19 protein-coding genes are annotated in these 14409 nt (G+C 41.6%); 16 read left to right on the top strand and 3 right to left on the bottom strand.

What is annotated here, in order from left to right:
- Positions 1-5 precede the first annotated feature (5 nt).
- Complete coding sequence (gene prfA / locus BBW65_RS02295) at positions 6-1073, bottom strand: peptide chain release factor 1 (protein ID WP_066339126.1); 1068 nt, start codon at positions 1071-1073, stop codon at positions 6-8.
- A 57-nt stretch (positions 1074-1130) separates the two neighbouring features.
- On the bottom strand, positions 1131-1406 hold the full coding sequence (rpsT, locus tag BBW65_RS02290; RefSeq protein WP_066339123.1) for a 30S ribosomal protein S20: 276 nt from the start codon (positions 1404-1406) through the stop codon (positions 1131-1133).
- Positions 1407-1510: 104 nt separating this feature from the next.
- Here rpsT and glmM point away from each other — a divergent pair, with 104 nt between their 5' ends.
- From glmM to BBW65_RS02210, 16 genes are all read left to right on the top strand, one after another.
- Positions 1511-2860 (top strand): phosphoglucosamine mutase, encoded by a 1350-nt coding sequence (gene glmM / locus BBW65_RS02285; protein ID WP_066339122.1) that lies wholly within the window; start codon positions 1511-1513, stop codon positions 2858-2860.
- A gap of 2 nt (positions 2861-2862) precedes the next feature.
- Positions 2863-3399 carry a signal peptidase II gene (gene lspA / locus BBW65_RS02280; protein WP_083986008.1) on the top strand — a complete coding sequence of 179 codons (537 nt, stop codon included), beginning with the start codon at positions 2863-2865 and terminating at the stop codon, positions 3397-3399.
- 38 nt (positions 3400-3437) lie between these two features.
- Positions 3438-5246 (top strand): threonine--tRNA ligase, encoded by a 1809-nt coding sequence (gene thrS / locus BBW65_RS02275; protein ID WP_066339119.1) that lies wholly within the window; start codon positions 3438-3440, stop codon positions 5244-5246.
- Positions 5243-5761, top strand: a complete 519-nt coding sequence (gene infC / locus BBW65_RS02270) for a translation initiation factor IF-3 (RefSeq protein ID WP_066339118.1) — start codon at positions 5243-5245, stop codon at positions 5759-5761. The genes thrS and infC overlap by 4 nt, the downstream gene beginning before the upstream one ends.
- 30 nt (positions 5762-5791) lie before the next feature.
- Positions 5792-5986, top strand: a complete 195-nt coding sequence (gene rpmI, locus BBW65_RS02265; RefSeq protein WP_066339116.1) for a 50S ribosomal protein L35 — start codon at positions 5792-5794, stop codon at positions 5984-5986.
- A gap of 82 nt (positions 5987-6068) precedes the next feature.
- On the top strand, positions 6069-6419 hold the full coding sequence (gene rplT, locus BBW65_RS02260) for a 50S ribosomal protein L20 (protein WP_066339114.1): 351 nt from the start codon (positions 6069-6071) through the stop codon (positions 6417-6419).
- A gap of 64 nt (positions 6420-6483) precedes the next feature.
- The gene (locus BBW65_RS02255) at positions 6484-6849 is read left to right on the top strand and encodes a chaperone NapD (protein ID WP_066339112.1); all 366 of its coding nucleotides are present in this window, start codon (positions 6484-6486) and stop codon (positions 6847-6849) included.
- The gene (locus BBW65_RS02250) at positions 6839-7222 is read left to right on the top strand and encodes a diacylglycerol kinase (protein ID WP_407645229.1); all 384 of its coding nucleotides are present in this window, start codon (positions 6839-6841) and stop codon (positions 7220-7222) included. The genes BBW65_RS02255 and BBW65_RS02250 overlap by 11 nt, the downstream gene beginning before the upstream one ends.
- A 79-nt stretch (positions 7223-7301) precedes the next feature.
- The gene (locus BBW65_RS02245; protein WP_066339106.1) at positions 7302-7613 is read left to right on the top strand and encodes a DMT family transporter; all 312 of its coding nucleotides are present in this window, start codon (positions 7302-7304) and stop codon (positions 7611-7613) included.
- Positions 7610-7933, top strand: coding sequence for a DMT family transporter (locus BBW65_RS02240; RefSeq protein ID WP_066339103.1), 324 nt, complete (start codon positions 7610-7612; stop codon positions 7931-7933). Before BBW65_RS02245 ends, BBW65_RS02240 begins: the two co-directional genes overlap by 4 nt.
- A gap of 219 nt (positions 7934-8152) precedes the next feature.
- Positions 8153-8953 (top strand): 30S ribosomal protein S2, encoded by an 801-nt coding sequence (gene rpsB / locus BBW65_RS02235; protein ID WP_066339101.1) that lies wholly within the window; start codon positions 8153-8155, stop codon positions 8951-8953.
- Positions 8946-10013, top strand: coding sequence for a translation elongation factor Ts (gene tsf, locus BBW65_RS02230; RefSeq protein ID WP_066339099.1), 1068 nt, complete (start codon positions 8946-8948; stop codon positions 10011-10013). Before rpsB ends, tsf begins: the two co-directional genes overlap by 8 nt.
- Positions 10013-10657 (top strand): ABC transporter ATP-binding protein, encoded by a 645-nt coding sequence (locus BBW65_RS02225; RefSeq protein WP_066339097.1) that lies wholly within the window; start codon positions 10013-10015, stop codon positions 10655-10657. The genes tsf and BBW65_RS02225 overlap by 1 nt, the downstream gene beginning before the upstream one ends.
- 9 nt (positions 10658-10666) lie before the next feature.
- The gene (gene hemL, locus BBW65_RS02220) at positions 10667-11956 is read left to right on the top strand and encodes a glutamate-1-semialdehyde 2,1-aminomutase (protein WP_066339095.1); all 1290 of its coding nucleotides are present in this window, start codon (positions 10667-10669) and stop codon (positions 11954-11956) included.
- On the top strand, positions 11949-12245 hold the full coding sequence (locus BBW65_RS02215; RefSeq protein WP_066339093.1) for an AtpZ/AtpI family protein: 297 nt from the start codon (positions 11949-11951) through the stop codon (positions 12243-12245). Before hemL ends, BBW65_RS02215 begins: the two co-directional genes overlap by 8 nt.
- On the top strand, positions 12205-12642 hold the full coding sequence (locus tag BBW65_RS02210) for a hypothetical protein (RefSeq protein WP_066339090.1): 438 nt from the start codon (positions 12205-12207) through the stop codon (positions 12640-12642). The genes BBW65_RS02215 and BBW65_RS02210 overlap by 41 nt, the downstream gene beginning before the upstream one ends.
- On the opposite strand, the gene BBW65_RS02205 is transcribed toward BBW65_RS02210, so the two are convergent.
- A complete protein-coding gene (locus BBW65_RS02205; RefSeq protein ID WP_066339087.1) occupies positions 12639-14408 on the bottom strand; it encodes a peptidoglycan D,D-transpeptidase FtsI family protein in 1770 nt (589 codons plus the stop codon). The genes BBW65_RS02210 and BBW65_RS02205 overlap by 4 nt on opposite strands.
- Between the last annotated feature and the right edge of the window lies 1 nt (position 14409).

The following is a 14409-nucleotide window of genomic DNA, read 5'->3' as shown; positions in this document are numbered from 1 at the left end:
GTGGATCAGTCTGTGAGATTTCCCATCGCTTGACTTTGTGCATTGGCAATCAATGGATTGATGATCTGATCCAATCCTCCACCAAGCATAATCTCTTCTAGGCTGTATAGCGTGAGATTGATACGATGATCTGTGAGGCGATTTTGGGGGTAATTGTAGGTTCTGATTCTCTCGCTTCGATCCCCGCTACCCACTTGCACTTTTCTGTTTTGTGCATTTTGGCTTTGTTGTGCTTTAATCTCTGCTTCATAAATCCGTGCCTTGAGGATTTTGAGTGCTTTGTCTTTGTTTTTGTGTTGAGATTTTTCATCTTGCATTGACACGCTAATGCCGGTTGGAATATGCGTGATACGCACAGCAGAATCTGTAGTATTGACACATTGCCCTCCGTGTCCTCCAGCCCTAAAAACTTCGATTTTCAAATCATTAGGATTGATGACAACTTCCACATCATCCACTTCAGGCATGATCGCCACTGTGACTGCTGAAGTATGGACACGCCCTTGAGATTCTGTTTCTGGGACGCGTTGAACGCGATGTGTGCCACCCTCATATTTGAGCTTGGAGTAAGCCCCATTGCCTTTGACTAGTGCAATCACTTCTTTGTAGCCACCCACATTGTTTTCACTTGAGCTAATGATTTCTACTTTCCATTTTTGCAAATCTGCATAACGACAATATGCTTTGAACAAATCTCCTACAAAGATTCCTGCCTCATCTCCCCCTGTCCCTGCACGAATCTCAAGATAGATGTTTTTGTTGTCATTGGGGTCTTTTGGTATCAGTAGGAGTTTGATCTCTTCTTTAAGCTGTGTTTTGGTTTCTTCTAGGCTTTTGAGTTCTTCTTTTGCAAGTTCTCCCAATTCTTTATCTTCCAACAACATTTTGTTATCTTGGATTGATTGCAAAGTAGCAATATACTCTCGAGCCTTGTCTGCAATGATGGCAATATCGCTTTGCTCTTTGCTAAGCTCTGTGAGTTTTGCGATATTGCTAGTGATCTCTGGATTCAGAAGTAGTGCAGTGATTTCTTCATAACGAGCAATGATGGGTTTGAGTTTTTCTACAAGCATACGAACAATTCCAAGTGAAATGAGTTGAAAGTTGTCGGAGGGGTGTGCCCTCCAAAATTATGCTGATTGAAGTGCTAGGCGTTTGACATAGGCATTGAGACGACTAACCTTGCGAGAGGCTGTGTTTTTTTTCAAAATGCCTTTGCTTACAAATTTGTGCAATTCTTTGTTTGCTACCTTTAAGCTCTCTTGAGCTTTGCTAAGATCTTTGGCAACTACAGCTTCTCTAATCGCTCTGATGATGTTTTTCATTCTAGTGCGATAGTAGCGATTGCGTTCAGTTCTTTTGAGCGTTTGTCTGATTCTTTTCTCTGCAGATTTATGATTTGCCATTTTGAGCCAATCCTTTTTAGTAAAATTATAAAATTTTGTGAGGTAGAATTATGCCTTATTTATTTTAAAAGTAGTTTAAAAATTAAGTTTTTTGGAGAATGCAAATGAAGATTTTTGGAACAGACGGGGTTAGGGGTAAAGCAGGGGTTGATATTACGCCATTTCAAGTGTTGAAACTTGGAATTTGTGCAGGGGTATTTTTCCGTCGCAGTTCTGTGACAAATAAAATTTTGGTTGGCAAAGATACAAGACGCAGTGGATATATGATAGAAAACGCACTTGTTTCTGCTCTCACTTCTGTCGGCTATGATGTGATTCAGGTGGGTCCGATGCCAACTCCTGCTGTTGCATTTTTGACAGAAGATATGCGTTGTGATGCTGGGATCATGATCAGTGCAAGTCACAATCCTTACGAAGACAATGGAATCAAGTTTTTTGATTCCAAAGGCAACAAACTTGATGTGAGGGCTGAAGAAGAGATTGAAGCACTTTTTGATGATGAGGCGAAGCTAATGCAATACTTTGTGAGTGATCGCGAGATCGGAAGCTCAAAGCGTATCGATGATGTTTTGGGGCGTTATATCGTGCATATCAAAAACTCATTTCCCAAAGATTTGAATCTTCAAGGGGTCAGAATCGTATTGGATGTTTGTAATGGGGCTGCTTATCGTGTCGCCCCTATGGTGTTTCAGGAATTGGGTGCTGATGTGATTGTGATCAATGATGAACCCAATGGATTCAATATCAATGAGCAATGTGGGGCTTTGTATCCACAAGGTTTGGCTAACGCCGTGAGGGAGTATCGTGCTGATATTGGTTTTGCATTTGATGGCGATGCGGATCGGCTTGTCGTGGTGGATGAGAAGGGGGCAGTGATCGATGGAGATAAATTGCTGGGTGCATTGGGGGTGTATTTGCAGGAAAATCAGCGATTGCAGGGCGATAAGATGGTGATCACTTTGATGAGCAATTTGGCTTTGGAGGAGTTCCTCAAATCCAAATCCATAGAAGTAGAGCGATGTAATGTTGGGGATAAGTATGTTTTGCAATCGATGAAAGAATGTGGATGTTGTTTTGGTGGTGAGCAGAGTGGGCATATTATTTTTTCAGAATATGCAAAAACAGGAGATGGCTTGACAAGTGCATTGCAAGTGATGGCAATGGTTAAACAGGGTGGCAAAAAAGCTTCCAAAATGTTGGCACCTTTCAAGCTCTATCCGAGTCAATTAGTCAATCTCGCTGTTGCCTCAAAACCACCACTTGAGCAGATCAATGGCTATGCTCAACTACTTCAAACCCTTGATGCACAGAGAGTGCGTCATCTGATTCGTTATTCTGGCACAGAAAACAAATTGCGTATTTTGTTGGAATGCAAAGATGAAAAAGGGTTGCACAAAATGCTTGAGGAGGTTGTGGAGTTTTTCCGTCTAAAATTAGGAGAAGTGCAGGAGTAGATATGGAAGATAGAGAGTTGAATACACAGGCAACGGAGCGTATTTTTTTGTGTCCTTGCAATGTCTGGAAAAACATCATCATATACAGAAAAGAAGTATTGTGCTTTGTGTTGATAGCGGGGGTGGCGTTGATCCTCGATCAGTGGATCAAGAGGTTGATACTCGGTGGGTTGCGTTATGAAAGCGAGGTGATTTCGATTGTTTATGCATTAAATAAAGGGGTGGCTTTTTCGATGTTGTCCTTTTTGGGAGAATCTCTGAAGTGGATTCAGTGTGTTTTGGTTTTTTTATTGACTTATGTGTTTTTGGCTTCACAAGATTTACTCAGTCGTTATTACATCGCCTTTGCCCTGTTGGTTGGGGCAGGTGTGGCAAACCTATCAGATCGCTTCGTGTATGGTGGCGTCGTGGATTATATCTATTGGCATTATGGTTTTGAGTTTGCGATCTTTAATTTCGCAGATATTTGTATCAATCTTGGCATTGCTCTCTTGCTTTTGCTGATTTTGTGTTCAAAAAAGAAAGTAGCTAATGTATAATTGTCGTTTTTTGAAAAATCCAAAGATTTAAGGAATAAATGTTGCAGATTGGCATTGAATATGATGGCGTGGTTTTGGACCTCCAAACCGCTAGTGCAATGGGTGTAAGTGGGAAGGAAATTTTATTTGACAACTCTCCTCAAGCTTTATCGATTATTAGGCATTCTTGTGCACATTTGATGGCTCAAGCGATCAAGGCTCTTTATCCTGAAGCGAAGTTTTTTGTCGGACCTGTCGTAGATGAGGGGTTTTATTATGATTTTGAAGTTGGGAGCAAAATCTCTGAAGAGGATTTGCCAAAGATCGAAGAAAAAATGAAAGAACTTGCCAAAAAGGGTGCAGAGATCACCAAATACTCTTTGCCTCGCGATGAAGTGATCGTAAAGTTTCAAAACGATGATTTGAAGCTTGCGGTGATTTCGCGTATTGATTCTCCAACTTTGAGTATTTATCAACAAGGCGATTTTCAAGATTTGTGCCGCGGTCCTCATCTCCCAAATACCAAACTCCTCACGGCTTTCAAGCTAACCAAAATCGCAGGAGCTTATCTAGGGGGCGATGAAAAAGCAAAAATGCTTACTAGGATTTATGGCATTGCATTTGCAGACAAAGAAGCACTCAAAACTTATCTGTTTCAACTTGAAGAAGCCAAAAAAAGAGATCATCGCAAATTGGGAACTGAGATGAAACTCTTTGGGTTTGATGATGAAGTTGGGGCTGGGTTGCCTATTTGGTATCCCAAAGGTGCGAGATTGAGACGCAATATTGAAAACTTGATCACACAATCCCAAATCATTCGCCATTACGAGCCTGTCAGAGGACCTGAGATCCTCAAAAGTGATGCTTGGAAGATTAGCGGACATTATGCAAACTATGGCGAGAATATGTATTTCACAACTATCGATGAGTCAGAGTATGGAATCAAACCGATGAATTGTGTGGGGCATATCAAAGTCTATCAAAGTGCGATTAGAAGCTATAGGGAGTTGCCTCTGCGATTTTATGAGTATGGCGTGGTGCATCGCCACGAAAAAAGTGGAGTGTTGCACGGGCTTTTGCGTGTGAGGGAATTCACTCAAGATGATGCCCATATTTTCTGCACCCCTAGCCAAATCAAGCAAGAGGTGGTTTCTGTCGTGCAGTTTGCTCAAAGCATTATGCAAACTTTTGGATTTTCTTATGAGATGGAGATTTCTACCAAACCTCAAAAAGCCATTGGAGATGAGGAGATTTGGGAAATCTCTACCCTTGCGTTGAAAGAAGCTTTGCAAGAGTGTGGCATTGATTATCAGATCGATGAGGGCGGAGGGGCGTTTTATGGACCAAAAATTGACATCAAAATCACTGATGCGATCGGGAGAAAATGGCAATGCGGAACGATTCAAATCGATATGAATTTGCCCCAAAGATTTCAATTGGAATATGTCGATGAGGACAATGAGGCTAAGCAACCAGTGATGATTCATCGTGCCTTGCTTGGCTCTTTTGAGAGATTTATCGCGATTTTGATCGAACATTTTGGCGGAGAGTTGCCTTTGTTTATCGCACCGACACAGGTGATTTTGATCCCTATTTCTGCAGAACAATACGCGTATGCTGATGCTTTGCGTAATAAGATGTTGAGATTTGGTGCTTATTGTGAGATTTTGGACAAAAATGAAACTCTCAACAAACGAATCAGAACGGCAGAGAAGCAAAGAGTGCCACTCATCGTTGTTTTGGGTGAAAAAGAAGTCCAAAATCAGACATTGTCTGTTCGTGATCGTCATCAAAAACAACAATACGAGCAAAGCGAAGAGGAATTTTTGAAAACTTTGGAGAACAAAATGAAAGAGGTTAGCTTTTGAGTAAAGAAGAAGTATTGCTAAATGAAGAAATCAGATTGAAGGAAGTGCGATGCATCGGTGAAGATGGAGAGCAGTTTGGGATCATAAGCTCAAGAGAGGCTTTGGAGTTGGCGGTGGGACAGGATTTGGATTTGGTGTTGATCTCGCCAAATGCCAATCCTCCAGTCTGCAAGATTATGGATTATGGGAAGTATCGCTATCAAGCAGAAAAAAAACAAAAAGAAGCACGCAAAAAACAAAAGCAAATCGAAGTCAAAGAGATCAAACTCTCTGTGCAGATTGCCCAAAATGACATCAATTACAAAGTTAAACACGCTAGAGAGTTTTTGGAAAATGGCAAACATGTGAAGTTTCGCGTATTCCTCAAACAAAGGGAGTTGAGTATCCCGGGCGTTGGGCTTGATTTGCTAAAAAAAGTCGAAGAAATGCTTGAAGACATTGCGATGACTGAAAAAGAAGCCAAGCTTGAGGGGAGATATGTTAATATTCTATTCATTCCAAAAAAGAATAAATAGAATCATTAAATTTTATGAAAGGAGAAGAAAATGCCAAAGATGAAAACCAATCGTGGTGCAGCCAAGCGTTTCAAAGTCAAAAAAAACCTTGTCAAACGCGGTAGTGCTTTTAAGAGTCATATCTTGACAAAAAAAGATCATCAAAGAAAAGCCAATTTGAATGCACCTAAGTATGTTCATGATGCGAATATGGATTCTGTGAAAAAGCTTTTGTGTATGGCTTAATCCAGTAGAGAATAGTGTCCCCCTATTAATAGGGAAAGTTTGATAAAAATATCACACCTTAATCAAAGGTAAAGGAGAAAAAATGAGAGTAAAAACAGGGGTTGTCCGTAGAAGACGCCATAAGAAAATATTAAAACTTGCAAGAGGTTTCTATAGCGGGAGAAGAAAGCATTTCCGCAAAGCAAAAGAACAACTTGAAAGAAGTATGTATTATGCTTTCCGTGATAGAAAGCAAAAGAAAAGAGAGTTTAGAAGCTTGTGGATTGTCCGTATCAATGCGGCTTGTCGTATGCACGACATCAGTTATTCCAAATTTATGCACGGCTTGAAACTCGCCAACATTGAACTTGATCGCAAAATTTTGGCTGATATGGCAATGAACGATTTGAGTGCATTTTCAAAGATTGTAGAGGTTGCCAAAAAGGCTCTCTAATCTTTAGAGACCTTTGGGGTGGAGGGTCTTTTTAGTTGAATCTATTGCCAAGATGGGAGTGATGATGAATATCTCAAGCGTGATTGTGTATGTTCAGGAAGATTTTCAACAAGTTTGCGATTCGATTAAAAAGATCCCCCAGTGTGAAGTTTGTTTGGAAGACGCAGAGCGAAAAATCGCGATTGTAGCGATTGAAGCCAAAGAGATTGCCGAAGAAGTGCAGGTGCTAGAGAAGCTCAATGCGTTATCAGGGGTTTTGAGGGCAGAGATGCACTATAGCTATAGTGAGGATGAGCTAGACAAGGCAAAAGAGCAAATCCAAGGCAGTGTTTCAGAAATCTTGCAGGAGGATTATCCTGCAGAGGCTGTAAGATATAGCGGTAGCGTGGGGTATTATGTCACCAAAGAAAGAGATGAGTTTGAGAAATGACAAAAAGGGCAAAGGGGGATTGAGGCGTATTTATAATGCGTTTTTTTACTCTCTTAGTGGCTTGAAATCCGCTTGGATTGATGAGTCTGCTTTTCGGCAAGTTGTGCTTCTATCGGTTTTGGGGATTTGTATCGCCCCATTTCTCAGCACTTCTTGGGTTGAGTGTGTTTTGTTGGTTTTGTCTTGCGTGTTGATGATTATCTGTGAGTTGATTAACTCTGCGATTGAAAATGCAGTAGATTTCACAAGTTTGGAACTCCACCCATTTGCCAAAAAGGCAAAAGATATGGGAAGTGCGATTCAGCTTTGTTCTATTGTGTTTTTTTTGTTTGTGTGGGGGAGTTTTTTGTTTTGTAGGGTTTGGGGATCTTAGAATCAGCCCAAATAAGCAGTGGTTGATTTGTTTGTGAATATTTACAATCATTGAATTGCTTGGGTTTTTGGAGGTTTTGATGCTTTGGATTCTTATTGGAGCTATATCTGAGGTGGTTTGGGCTTTGGGTTTGAAATATAGCACGGGAAATGTTTGGGAAATTTTGGGGATTGGAGTTGCTTTGGGCATTTCTGCTTTTTGTCTTGTGCAAGCTTGCAAAAAAATGGAAGCTAGTGTGGTTTATGCTGTATTTGTGGGGCTAGGAAGTGCGTTTTTGACTACAATCGATATGTTTATCAATAGCTTAAATCTCTCAAAGCTTGTTTTGATTGTTGTTTTGCTTTGTGGGGTGATGGGTATCAAGTTTCTTGACAAAGGCGTTGCAAAATGAGCTGGTTTGCTTTGGTATTGGCAGGTTGCTTTGAGGTTGCAGGTGTTTTTGTGATGAAAAAACTCTCCTATGCTAAGGGTGTTAGGCTTGTATTGCTGTATGTGGCGATGTCTGTCACTTTTGGAATATCTTTGGCATTTTTGGGATTTGCAATGCGAAAAATCGATATGAGCGTCGCCTATGCAATTTGGACAGGCATAGGTGCAGTAGGGGGCGTGATAATGGGTGCCTTGATCTTTAAGGAAACTTTGAGCTTAGCCAAATGCTTCTGTTTGTTTCTCATTATTGCCTCAGTTGTCGGCTTGAAGCTTTTGGATTGATGGGGTTTGTTGGCATTTGCATTCATATATCCAGAAAAGGAGGGTGGAACTTTTGAAAAACCTTGAAAAATCCTTGTTTTTTGAGTAAAATCCGAGCTTCCTTATTGACACTTGAATATTTTGATTCAAGTAAATCACACACGCTAATTCTTCAAAAGGTTGCCCATTGGGTTAAAGAGCGTGGAGGAAAAACCAAAATAAACTATAGGAGAAGCCATTATGGTTACGATGAAAGACTTATTGGAGTGCGGTGTTCATTTCGGACATCAGACAAGGCGTTGGAATCCAAAAATGAAGAGATTTATTTTTGGTGTGCGAAAAAACATTCATATCATTGACTTGCAAAAGACAATCCGCTATTTTCGTTACACTTACAACATCGTAAGAGACGCTGCAGCAGAGGGCAAGACAATCATGTTTGTCGGCACAAAAAAACAAGCAAGCGAAACGCTTAAGCAATATGCAGAGAGCGTGAATGTCCCTTATGTGAATTATCGTTGGCTTGGTGGGATGCTGACAAACTTCAGCACAATCAAAAGATCTGTAAGAAAGCTTGAAGTGATTGAAGAGATGGAAGCAAGTGGGCAGATTGATTTGCTCACCAAAAAAGAAAAATTGATGCTTCTACGCAAAAAAGACAAGCTCAACAAATATCTTGGCGGTGTGCGTCATATGAAAAAAGCCCCTGATATGATTTTTGTCATCGATGCAGCAAAAGAAAAAATCGCAGTCGCAGAGGCTAGAAGACTAGGAATCCCCGTCGTGGCACCTATTGATACAAATTGTGATCCTGATGTCGTAGATTATCCAATCCCGGGAAATGATGATGCGATCCGCTCTATCCAGCTTTTCTGCAAAGAAATGGTTGAGGCAATCACTGAGGGGCGTGCAATGAGTGGAAATATCGAGATTGAAAATCTATCAGAAGTTGCACCTGCAAGCGAGCAAGAGAAACAAGAAGTGATCGAAGAAGCGGTTCAAGAGCTTGGTGGCAAAATGGAGGATAGTGAAAATGTCTGAAATTAGTGCACAATTGGTCAAAAAACTTCGTGAGATGACAGATGCAGGGATGATGGACTGCAAAAAGGCGTTGGTGGAGGTTCAAGGCGATCTCCAAAAGGCTGTGGAATACTTGAGAGAAAAAGGCTTGAGCAAAGCAGCCAAAAAAGCAGATCGTGTTGCGAGTGAGGGAGTGATTTCTGTCAAAGTGGCAAACGATTTTAGCAATGCTGTAATGCTTGAAATCAATAGTGAAACAGATTTTGTCGCCAAAAATGAGGGATTTGTCGCTTTGGTCAAAAAAAGCACAGAGATTGTGGAGCAACACAAAATCGCAGATGTTGAAGCACTCAATCAAGTGAGTGTTGAGGGTGCAAGCTTTGATGAATATCTCAAAGGACAGATTGCAAAGATTGGTGAAAACATCGTTGTGAGACGCTTGGCAAATGTAAGTGCAAAAGGCAAAGGCGTGGTCAATGGCTATGTCCATAGCAATGGACGCGTCGGTGTGATCATTTCTATCGCTTATCACAATGACAAAAATGCCTCCGCACTTGCAGAGTTTGCTAGAAACCTTTGTATGCACGCAGCGGCGATGAAGCCTCAATATTTGAGCTACCATCAAATCGATGCTGAGTTTATCGCCAAAGAAAAAGTTGCCTTGATTGCAGAGCTTGAAAAAGAAAACGAAGAACTTGCAAGACTTGGTAAGCCGTTGCACAAAATCCCAAGCTATGTGAGCAGAAATGAACTCACTCCTGAGGTTTTGAAAAAAGCCGAAGAGGATTTGAGAGCTGAGCTCAAAGCACAAGGGAAGCCAGAAAATATTTGGGATAAGATTTTGCCGGGACAATTGGAGCGTTTTGTTGCAGATAATACATTGATCGATCAGAGAATGACTTTGCTTGGTCAGTTTTATGTAATGGATGACAAAAAAACAATCGCACAAGTGCTTGAGGCAAAGAGCAAAGAGCTTGATGATACTTTGGAGATCACAGAGTATGTCAGATTTGAGCTTGGAGAAGGGATCGAGAAACAAGTGTCAGATTTTGCTCAAGAAGTGATGGCACAAATCCAATAATGCCTCTTCTTAGTGCAAGGAATCTAACTCATAGCTTTGATTCTTTGCTATATGAGGGGGTGTGCTTGGATTGCAATGCCAAAGAGAGCATTGCGATTTTGGGGGTGAGCGGAAGTGGAAAATCCACAATTCTCAATCATTTATCAACTCTTTTGCCACCACAGCTTGGAGAGGTGGATTTGTTGCACCACAAAAACATCTACACTCTAAAACAAGAAGAACTGCTAAGCATTAGGCGTTTGGAAGTTGGGATCATTTTTCAAGCACATTATTTGTTTCGTGGATTTAGTGCAAAAGAGAATCTAGAAATCGCCAAAATTTTAAGTCAGCAAGAGCTAGATGAGGGGATTTTGGAGAGAATGGGGATTTTGCATACGCTACATCAGCAAGTCGGGCAGTTGAGTGGTGGGCAACAACAGCGTCTCTCTATCGCAAGGATTTTGAGCAAAAAGCCAAAAATGATTTTTGCTGATGAGCCTACAGGAAATCTAGACAAACAAACCGCCGAGGTTGTGATGGATATACTTCTAGAATTTTTGGAGCGTTTTGATTCGGGGTTGGTTCTAGCAACGCACGATGAGTTTGTGGCATCCAAATGCACGAGGCAGTTTTTGTTGGAAAACAAAACCTTTAGAGAATTATAAGGAGATGAAATGCAGATTTTGCACAGCGTGAATGATTTTAATGAGGCAAAGCAAGTGATTGTTGGGGGTGTGAATTCCCCTGTCCGTGCGTTTAAGAGTGTTGGAGGGATACCTCGCTTCATCGATAGAGGGGAGGGGAGCTATCTCTATGATGTGGATGGCAATCAATATCTTGATTTTGTGCAGAGTTGGGGTCCTCTGATTTTGGGGCATTGCAACCAAATGATCATCGAGGCAAGTATCAATGCCTTGCAAAATGGTTCAAGTTTTGGCGCACCAACCGAGCTTGAAACGGCATTGGCAAAAGAAATCATTTTGCTTTATAACGGGGTGGATAAGATGCGTTTTGTAAGCTCTGGGACTGAAGCGACAATGAGTGCCATCCGTTTGGCACGCGCTTATAGCGGTAGAGATGACATCATCAAGTTTGAGGGGTGCTATCACGGACATAGCGATAGTTTGCTAGTGAGTGCTGGTAGTGGGTGTGCGACTTTTGGAAGCCCTAGTTCTCCCGGTGTCCCCCAAGATTTCTCAAAGCACACTTATGTGGCGAGGTTTAATGATCTAGATTCTGTGAGGAGTTGTTTTGAACTAGGCAACATAGGTTGTGTGATTATTGAGCCGATTGCTGGGAATATGGGGCTTGTCCCTGCAGAAAACGAGTTTCTTGTGGGGCTAAGAGCATTGTGCGATGAGTTTGGGGCGGTGTTGATTTTTGATGAAGTGATGAGTGGCTTTCGTGCCTCTTTGAACGGAGCTCAAGGGTATTATGATGTTGTGCCTGATTTGGTGACTTTTGGCAAGGTGATTGGCGGGGGGATGCCACTTGCAGGGTTTGGCGGAAAAGATGAGATTATGAAGCTTTTATCGCCCGTTGGTGATGTGTATCAGGCAGGGACTTTGAGCGGTAACCCTGTCGCCGTGAGTGCGGGTCTTTCGGCGATTTGTCAAATCAAAGCAGATGTGGGGCTGTATGCTAGATTGCAAGATTTGGCTTCAAGGTTGATGGATGGGTTTGCACAAGAAGCACAAAAAAGAGGCATTGCATTGCAAACCTGTGTGCGTGGCAGTATGTTTGGATTCTTTTTCAATTCCAAAGAGGTCAAAAATTTCGATGATGCTAGGGGGAGCGATACACAATTTTTCGCTTCCTTTCATCAAAAAATGCTTGAGAGAGGGATTTATTTGGCTTGTTCGGCATTTGAAACGGGGTTTGTTTGCTCTACGATGACGCAAGAGGAGATTGATAGGGCGATTGTGGCTTGTGGAGAATCTATCGAGGAGATCATCAATGAATGAAAAAAAACTAGAACCAATTACGCGTGAGCCAAAATATGGCAAGGTGGTGTCTGCAATAAGTGGGCTTTCTCTAGGGGTGTCTATGGTGATTGCGGTGTTGCTTGGCGTTGGGTTGGGGATTTGGCTCAAAAGCTTGACAGGGTGGGGTTGGATTTTGTGGCTTGGCGTATTGTGGGGCGTTGGTGGAGCTATTTACAATGTGTATTTGGCTTACAAAAAGCAACAAAAAGCAATGGAAGATTTGCAGAATGATCCAAAATACAAAGAATACAAAGAGCTTGATTCTTAGAATCATCATCACGCTTCTGTTTGGAGCGTTTTTTGGGGGGGTGCTGTCTGTGATATTTGGAGACATTTCAGGAATCTTGAGCTTTGAGATTGCGTTTTGGAGTTTCGTGGGGGTTTTTGCAAGTGTGTTTATGGGGATAAAACCCAAACTCCAAACAGCACTAGATTCTCAACATCCAAACAACGATGAAGAAGACAAACAGATCAACAAAAAGATTGCCTTTGGGCTTAGCCTAAGCTTCTCACTATTGCGTTTGGTGGCTTATGTGCTATTGGTGCTTGCTTTGATAGGGTTGCTTGAATGGCAATGTTTTGATCTGTATTGCTATATGGCAGGATTGTTCGTGTCTTTGATATTGATTGTCGGACATTTGGGCTTGGAGATGTATAAACGCTAGTTAGTGGTTTGTAAGAAGCCATTAGCGATGAGTGCCTTGACAACTTCTGCAAAGATGGGTGCGGCGGTTTTGCTTCCATAATAGCGACCTTCATCGACATTTGGATCAAAGACAACAACACCAATGGTGTAAGATCTCTTTTCATCTTGAGCAAATCCGAAAAAAGAGCTATTGTATCTCTTGGTGTATTTCCCATCCAAAAAGATTCTAGCTGTCCCTGTTTTGCCTCCAGTGAGCACTCCCTCTACTCCTGCTTTTTTCCCTGTGCCATATCTCACGATGTCTTGCAGGATCGATTTGACTTCTTGAGCATTTTGAGAAGAGATGACTGGGATTTTTTGTTTGACTTGTTGGAATGGCACATAGCGTTCTCCCCCCCTGCTGATGTAGTTGATTGTCGTGGGAGTGACTAGGAAACCGCCATTGCTAAAACTTGCATAAGCTCTCAAGATTTGGATAAAAGTCGCACGGAATCCATAACCATAGGAGGTGCTTGCTTTGTATGAGCCTTTGAGTTTCTCAATATTAGGCAACACTCCTGTTTCCTCAGGACCCAAATCGATATTTGTCGCCGAGCCAAAGCCATAGTCTTTGAGTGCGTCATAATACTCTTGTGCATTGAGGTTTTGCGTAAGTTTGATCATTCCGATATTGCTCGATTTGATGAGAATGTCGTGAGGGGTTGCACTTTTCATCGGATGATCATCGCGGATGATGTGTTTGCCGATTTGATAGATTCCATTGTTGAGATCAATAAGTTGGTTGTGTGGGATAAGATGTTTTTGCAATAAAAACGCATAGATGATGGGTTTGATGATACTTCCGGGCTCAAAAGAAGATTCGACAATGTTGTTGTTTAAGAAAGGATAATCCTCCTTTTTGATGTCTTTGGGGTTGAAGCGACCTGAACTTGCAAGAGAGAGGATTTGTCCATTACGCGAATCCATCACTCCCACCAAAATCTCTTTGGCTTGGAATTGTTGATTGAAAGCATCGATAATATTTTCGATTTTGGTTTGCAGTGTGATAGGGATAGAGAGGGTGATGTCAAAGCCATCTTGACGCTGTGTCTGTGTAGAATCCTTGCTTTTGATGATATTAAATCCAACATCACGCAGACCCTCAAGTTTCCCATTTTCTTTTGGCTTGAGATAGACTTCTGCAGATGATTCTATGCCTTGAATGCCTTTGACTTTGGTGATTTCTTGATTGTGGAGTTTTTGTGTGTAGCCAATGAGTGGCTCCATGATCTTGCCATAAGGATATTGGCGACTATATCCACTCAAATCCACAGAGAAGCCCATTTTTGGGTATTCTTTGCCATTTTCTTCAAATCCTTTGAACACTTTGTAGCTATCAAGTTTGTAGTGCAAGAGTTTGAGATTGGCTGCTGTGGGGGCAGAGATATTATAAGAGAGAGTGACATACCCCTCTCGTTTGAGTTTTTGGAGAATCTCAGCTTTTGGAATGCCCGTGTAGATAGAAAACAGATTGACAAAAAGCTCTTTTTTGTCTGGATCGATGTTTTTGGGATTGAGGCTTACTTTGTAGAGTTTTTCGCTTGTTGCTAGAGTGAAGCCATCGCGGCTATAGATATTTCCTCGTGTCGAATAGTCAGGTTTGGTGATATTGAGAGTGGGCGTCCTCCTATCTTGGAACACACGAAACCCAAAAAAACCCACCAAAACCACAAAAATACCACAAAGAATGAATACTAGCCAACCTAGTGCTTTGATATTTTTATCACCATAAGTTTGATTAGGCATT

The organism is Helicobacter enhydrae (assembly GCF_001693335.1).
GTDB lineage: Bacteria > Campylobacterota > Campylobacteria > Campylobacterales > Helicobacteraceae > Helicobacter_G > Helicobacter_G enhydrae.
This window is presented reverse-complemented; position numbering and strand designations above follow the sequence as displayed.